This window comes from Mesorhizobium sp. M5C.F.Ca.IN.020.32.2.1, from assembly GCF_004023105.1.
In the GTDB taxonomy this organism is placed as follows: Bacteria; Pseudomonadota; Alphaproteobacteria; order Rhizobiales; family Rhizobiaceae; genus Mesorhizobium; species Mesorhizobium wenxiniae.
In genome coordinates this window covers 1-6249 of the sequence record NZ_RZSX01000347.1, presented here as the reverse complement: position 1 = coordinate 6249, position 6249 = coordinate 1, and the positions used below count along the sequence as shown (strand labels likewise).

At 59.4% G+C, this 6249-nt stretch carries 4 protein-coding genes; 3 read left to right on the top strand and 1 reads right to left on the bottom strand.

Features of this window, described 5'->3' with window-relative positions:
* The first annotated feature begins 396 nt into the window (after positions 1 to 396).
* The 3 genes from EOA86_RS18140 to EOA86_RS39430 all read left to right on the top strand — a co-directional run bounded on the left by EOA86_RS18140 (position 397) and on the right by EOA86_RS39430 (position 2214).
* Positions 397 to 786, top strand: coding sequence for a hypothetical protein (locus tag EOA86_RS18140; protein WP_091600484.1), 390 nt, complete (start codon positions 397 to 399; stop codon positions 784 to 786).
* Entirely contained in the window at positions 759 to 1250 is a 492-nt protein-coding gene (locus EOA86_RS18135) for a hypothetical protein (RefSeq protein ID WP_128342920.1), read from the top strand. The genes EOA86_RS18140 and EOA86_RS18135 overlap by 28 nt, the downstream gene beginning before the upstream one ends.
* A 565-nt stretch (positions 1251 to 1815) precedes the next feature.
* Complete coding sequence (locus tag EOA86_RS39430; protein WP_091600482.1) at positions 1816 to 2214, top strand: hypothetical protein; 399 nt, start codon at positions 1816 to 1818, stop codon at positions 2212 to 2214.
* Between the two features lie 1032 nt (positions 2215 to 3246).
* Here EOA86_RS39430 and EOA86_RS18125 read toward each other — a convergent pair.
* Positions 3247 to 5394: a S46 family peptidase gene (locus EOA86_RS18125; protein WP_091600481.1), complete on the bottom strand. Its 2148-nt coding sequence runs from the start codon at positions 5392 to 5394 to the stop codon at positions 3247 to 3249.
* Positions 5395 to 6249: the final 855 nt, after the last annotated feature.

Genomic DNA, 6249 nt, shown 5'->3' with positions numbered 1-6249 from the left:
CGGCGGCGATTGCCATACTGTCGCTTTCTACTTTGACCGTCGCCCGCAACGCTGCGGGAAGCCAGCCCTTGCCGTCCAGTTCCTTCTCGGCCTGCAAGAAGCTTCGGGTTTCGGGGCGCGTTCCACCGTCGGCCCACGACTTGCAAAAATGTTTGAGGATGCCTTCTCGCAAAAAGGAACGTCGGCTGGCAGGCCCGTGGCCCGGGACTGGGTGGCTGCCTTGGCCGAACTTGAAGCGAACCTCAAGCAGTGCTCCGCCAATTCCAGCCACTGGTCACTTGGCTCATCGCCGTGCCCTTGGTGCAAAATGGAAGGCGCCACTGGCGTCCCGCTGTTCTCAACCGTTGTTCCCGCCAGCGGGGCGACGCTTTTCGATATCGCCGGATTCCAGCGCAGGTGGACGCCATCCCGCATCCCGGGCCGGTGCCGACCGTCCCCGAGAAGAATGTGACACCAGATCCCAACGCCTTGAAGCTCAAGGGGCACGCGCGCCGCACCAACTTCCGGGCAGGAGTAGCGGCCGCAGTAGTCGGCGTCGCTGGCTTGATGATGGCGCAGATCTGGGTGCTGGGCATTGCCTTGGGGGTTTTTCTGGGGTTGAGAGGTTTCTTGAACAGGGACAGTGAGGCTGCGGAATACCGGCGCATCGCCGGCGAGGCCGCCACCCAGTGGAAAAACGCGCAAACCACGTGGATGCAGAGAGCCGGGCCGGATGCCTTCGACAGGCAAAAAACGGTGCTCGCCGGGCTCAGGCGCGAATGGGACATCTTACCTTCCAAACGGTAGCCAGGATCTCGGAGCTCGAGCGCGACCGCCGTCAGGCGCAACTGCACCGGTTCCTGGACAACTTTGAAATCTCATCGGCAAAGATCGAGAGCATCGGACCGGGAAAGAAACAGGTCCTGGAGTCGTATGGCGTCGAAACAGCGCTCGATGTCGAGAGGAACAAGCTCTACAGCGTGTCCGGATTCGAACCCAAAACGGCGCAGAAGTTGTTAAATTGGCGAAGGTCCGTCGAAGCCCGCTTTGTCTTCGATCCCTCACGCGCGATCGATCCACGCGATATCGCGCAGATCGACCAGGATATTCTCGGCGACCGCAAGCGGCTGCAGGGCGCCTTGGTTCTCGGTCTTGAGCAACTCAAGCAGACAAGAGCCCAGATTCTTGCCGCCCGTGAACACAGTCGCCCGGAAATGGAGCGGTTGGCATTGGATCAGTCGTCGGCAAACGTTGCCGCGATTTCAGGTTGAGACGGCTAACGCTGGATCGCCAATCAGGCTCGGTGGGTTTTGGCATACCTTCATCACCCCGGGTTGCGCGTCAGTGTGAAATACCCATTTCACCTTGTTGGAGGCCTCGACGATTTTGGCCGGTCGGAGCGCTGACTCGAAGGAGAGGTGAACGGCGGCTTTGCGCCTCATTCCAGCCGCTCGAATTGCCCAAGCCATTTCCTGAAAGCTGCCGATCCAGGGGATCCGTCTGGACGTCGATGGCAAGGGTGGTGGACGTACGGCTTCGCCACCAAGCAGGCCGCAACGGATTTCAGGATGTTACGGGTTAGGCGGTGACCCTTGGGCCACTCATGCAGCCATGTCTCATGCTGTCTCGAATCACGTTGTTGACGGTGCAAGCATCGCCGTCAAATCGCTCAGTCCGAGCGTGGCGGGCGCGCAACACTCAATCAGGTATAGCAGTCGCTAGGGCTATATGCATTTAGTGACACGGCCACCCGATCTTTGCGGTCGCAAGTCTTTACCAAGTGTCGTTTCTCGGCAAGGCTGATCATTGAGGCACTCACGCCGCGAGGATTGAAGAATGCTTAACCAGGCAGAAACACTCTACCCATCTCTGACCCCTCTTGCGGTCCAGGTCCGCTGGAAGGTTCCAACCGAATTTCCGGCGTGCCCGGACGAATTCACCGACGACGCCCTTCTTCTTTATGAATCGCGCCTCTCTTTCGGAAGTATCTTCGCGCGCAACCAGCTCTCCACGAGCCTCGTCGTCGACCGGAATCTCAAGGACGATGACCTGATCGTACTCACTCATTTTGCCGGCGACGCCATAAAGAATTGGGCAGTGGCCCACATTTCAATCCATGATGGCCTTTTCCATCACCGAAGCGAATTCACCTTCTTCAGTCTCAAGGGCGCTCTGAAGCACTTCTGCGAACTAGCTGGAGAGGACCTTGGCGACTCGATCGATGACTATTGCTGATGACGTATCAGCTGATGTCGATGCAGAAATGTTGCTGCATATTGACGATTCCGGTTGAGCGTGGGTGTCGAGTGTGAGCGATGACCTTGTGACGTCGGTCAGGTTCGAAGTCATGGTGCCAAGCAGTATCAATAAGGATGATGCCGGAGGGGCCAAGATGGAACATGAGAACCTGCTAGTCGTCGGTGCCGACTTCTCGAAAATGCGCACGCGCTGAATACGACGTGGTGATCTGCAGACCGGAGGTGCGTTTGAGTTCCATATAGACCTAAACTCGCTATAAGATACGCATCATGCGTTGGAGTTGCACCTCCGGGCTGTGCGCAACGTCGTGGCGGATGACTCCTTTCTACCCAGTGGTCCGCAAAGCCGCCTGTCAGCTTGCGGGCCCAACGCGGTCATTTCGGAACATGCAAGCAGACTAAATAGCGATTGGAACTCAATAACCACGCGGCCACAGCGTTCATGGTTTGTACTTCTAAAGTCGCATAATTGGCAGACTGGAACATGGAACTTGGGTCGCGAGGTGGATCAAATGCGTTACGCAGGGTCGCAGAACGCGCAAGAGACATTGCAGGTCATCTATAATCGAGCTGTCGGCCCAGCCGACTTCCTATTCGTGCCAGTGAGCAATGGCAATCGTACCAGCGACAGCACCCATTGCTCGCTGCTGCTCGTTGATGGCCGCAACCCGGAGCGGGTCGCCTATCACCACGACTCCTCCCGGACAGGGCCACAACGACGAGCCTGCAAACCAGCTCGCAAGGGTGCTGAACGGCACCTTCGAGGCAGCCCCCATGACCCGACAGCCGAATGCTTATGACTGCGGCGTGTTTGTGTTGGCACGTGGGCGCCGATTGGACAATTGATGGCCGGGCAGCGGCGCCGGGTCGCTGCGACGACCTCGTCGCCGACCGGCAGGCGCTGCAAGACCGGCTGAGGCGGCGCTTCCACACGGGATTTGTCTAAAATTCCAAGGGGGATTTGTGGAGGTATGACGCCGACAGGCCGCCTACCGCCAGACTACCCCGCTCATGAACGCGACGCCGGCAGCACTCCCATCTCCTTGAGCAACCAGGCAGCGCCGTCAATCTTGTCCATGGTCCAAAGCATGAAGCGACTGTCGACATGGATGCTTCGACTGCGGTCTGCGGCATATGCCCAATCGGAGATCACTCCATCGAGCGTGCCATCAAAGGCGAGACCGACGAACTCGCCGCGCCCATTCAGCGTGGCCGAGCCGCTATTGCCATTGGTAATGTCGACCGTGGACATGAAGTCGACCGGCAAAGTGCCCAGCTCCGGCGCGACATAGGGGCCATAATTCTTGGCCCGGATCGCAGCGACGGCGGCGGCGGGCGCATCAAACTCGCCCTTGCCAGTGTGCTTGGCCAGAAGTCCCTCAGCCGTGGTGAATGGCGTCCAGATCTGCCCGTCGCGTGTTCGCCCCGACACCTTGCCCCAGGTGATGCGCAGCGATCCATTCGCGTCGGGATACACCGGCCGGCCAATCGCCTGCCAGTAGGCGCGCAGGCCCTGCATATAAGTCGCGCGCGCCGCCTGCGCTCGGCCAGCGCGGTCCTTCGCCGCGCGCTCCGCAGCTATGTCGCCGGGATAGAGCGCGACCGCCAGCTTGATGAAAGGATCGTCCGACGCCTCGAAGGCAGCAGCCCGCTTGTCGAGCCAGCCGAGCCGCGTGGCCGTGTCGGCGAGTTTGGTTTCTGCATAAAGTCGGTCAAGGCCGATTTGGTCCAGAGCCGTTTCGAACGCAGTATCGCGGTCCTTTGCGTCTAGCCGGCGATATTCATCGAGCGCGGCCTCAAATAGCTTGCGATCGATGTCGGGCAGGTAACCGCGTTCGATCTGCGTCAGTTGATCCACGGTCTGGTTACGGTCACGATCCTGAAAGCCGCGTTCGCGGTCTTCATCGAGCTTCTCGTGCTCCTTGGCCCAGCGATACAGAGTGCGCGCGGATGAGAGCATTTGCGCGCGGTTCAGCAGCGCCTGGCGCAGCCCCTCGAGCGAGGCCTGGCTATTCTCGTCCACCATGGCGCCCAGTTCGCCGATCGCTGCGCCATAGCGCGCCTGCCGCGCGGGATCGTCGGCGACCCAGTCGAGATAAGCTTTCTCCTCGATCGCCTTGCGCACGTCGAGCCCGATCGCATTGGCCCCGGCGAGATCGCCCGCCAACTTCTTCTTGTAGTTTTCCACGCCTTGCAGGATGGAGGCGTAGCGGATCTGCGCTTCTCGATTGCCTGCCGTGGTTTGGTTTATCTGGGCCGCATAATCCGACAGCAAATGCTGCAACAGCGGTTCGTACCGCGCGAAATTGAACCGTACTTCATCCGCCGTGCGGAACCGATTGGTTTCTCCGGGAAAGCCGACGACCATGACGAAATCGCCGTCTTGCACGCCTTTAGAGGCAATGCGCAGCCAGCTCTTCGGCCGGTAGGGCACGTTGTCGCGCGCATAAGGCCGGGAGGAACCATCAGGAGCGACATAAGCGCGGTAAAAACCGAAGTCGCCTGTGTGGCGCGGCCACGTCCAATTGTCCGTTTCGCCGCCGAAGTTACCGATGCCGAGCGCGGGCGCATAGACTAGGCGCACGTCCTGAATTTCGAGCTTCTGCTGGAGATAGTAGGAGGCGCCGCCATAATAGGACTCCACGTCGCAGCGGCGATTGGGCTGTTCTTCACATGCGGCGATCAGCGCCTTCCGGTTCCTGTCGAGCCGCTCATAGCGGGCAAAGCCGTTCAGCTTGTCCGATACGCCCTTGAGCATGTCGGCGGTCACATCACGGATATCCTCGATCACATAGATGCGGCTGCCGGGCACCGCGGGTAATTCTTCACCAAGGCTTTTCGCTAGAAATCCCTTGGTGAGATAGTCTTGACTCTCCTTGCTGTTGTACTGGATCGATTCCAGCACGCAGTGACGGTTGGTCGCAACCAGTCCTTGCGGACTGACGAAGGAAGCTGAACATCCGCCCAGTGATACGATCGCGTTGAGCGGGGCAGTGTCTAGACGGCTGAGCTGCGCGGGATCAAGCTGGAGTCCATTCGCGCGCATGGCCGCGCCAAGTTCCGTAATCTGGGCCGGCATCCACATGCCTTCGTTCGCCGACGTCCAGAGCAAGTTCATAGCGGTGGCTTGGGCCAAACGACTAAAATTCGAGTTCATGCTGATCTCGTTCCCATTCTGTGTATTGTTCTCCGCTGATCTGGATCGATGAGCTATCGGGCTGACCGGCGTCCGCAAGCGCCTGCGCGGCAGCCACTGGGTGAAGAGTGAGTGGACGGTCAACACAAAAATCTGGGTGACGCTCCCCTCACATTGTATCGGCAACGTTTGCGGATCATCCGTTGCACTAATCGTGCCAAAGGATGCCTGAGACGCCCTTCGGGTCCCGCGGAGAAGTCATTCGAGACGCCTCTAACAATATCTCCCGCATTGCGGGCCGGCCATTGGAGCGCCTCGTCAATAAAGCTTTCAATCACCTACGTGGTAAGGGCCTTGCGTGTCCGACCTCCGACATTTGGGTCCGACCTCCGACATTTGGTTGTAGACCCGACACTCTCGTCCTCGCTCGCGACGAAGCCCACTGCCGAACAGCCGTCGTTAATTGTGAGAATGCGTGCTATCGTTTCTGTTACGTGCGGTGTTGCGCGAGGACGAGGGTGCGAGGAGTGCCCGGACTTCCCCTTGCCGCAAATCCGCTCGGCGCTTGGCGACATAACCCGGCGGACTATGTGCGCGAGTGCCGGCGTGAGGCGCGAAAGTAAATCTGGGATGAAACGTCGACCATCCGAATCGAGCATGGAAACCTCATCAAAGCGACAACCGCCAACCGGGTTCGCGAGGCAGGCGCGTTCGTCGTCCCGACGAACATCACCTTTGCTGTCGTCGCTCGGGACGGAGCCAGATACGGCATGTCCGCCGAATCCCTTGAAAAGGTGAGCTTCGTTCTCGATGCCGGCTTGTCGGCGCTCGAAACGCTTCAAAGCGCTGGCGTGACCATGGGCTACGGCTCCGATC

Excerpts from the sequence above, each read along its gene's own strand:
- EOA86_RS18135 (WP_128342920.1), top strand. The coding sequence starts at position 759 with ATGGGACATCTTACCTTCCAAACGGTAGCCAGGATCTCGGAGCTCGAG.
- EOA86_RS39430 (WP_091600482.1), top strand. The coding sequence starts at position 1,816 with ATGCTTAACCAGGCAGAAACACTCTACCCATCTCTGACCCCTCTTGCG.
- EOA86_RS18125 (WP_091600481.1), bottom strand. The coding sequence starts at position 5,394 with ATGAACTCGAATTTTAGTCGTTTGGCCCAAGCCACCGCTATGAACTTG.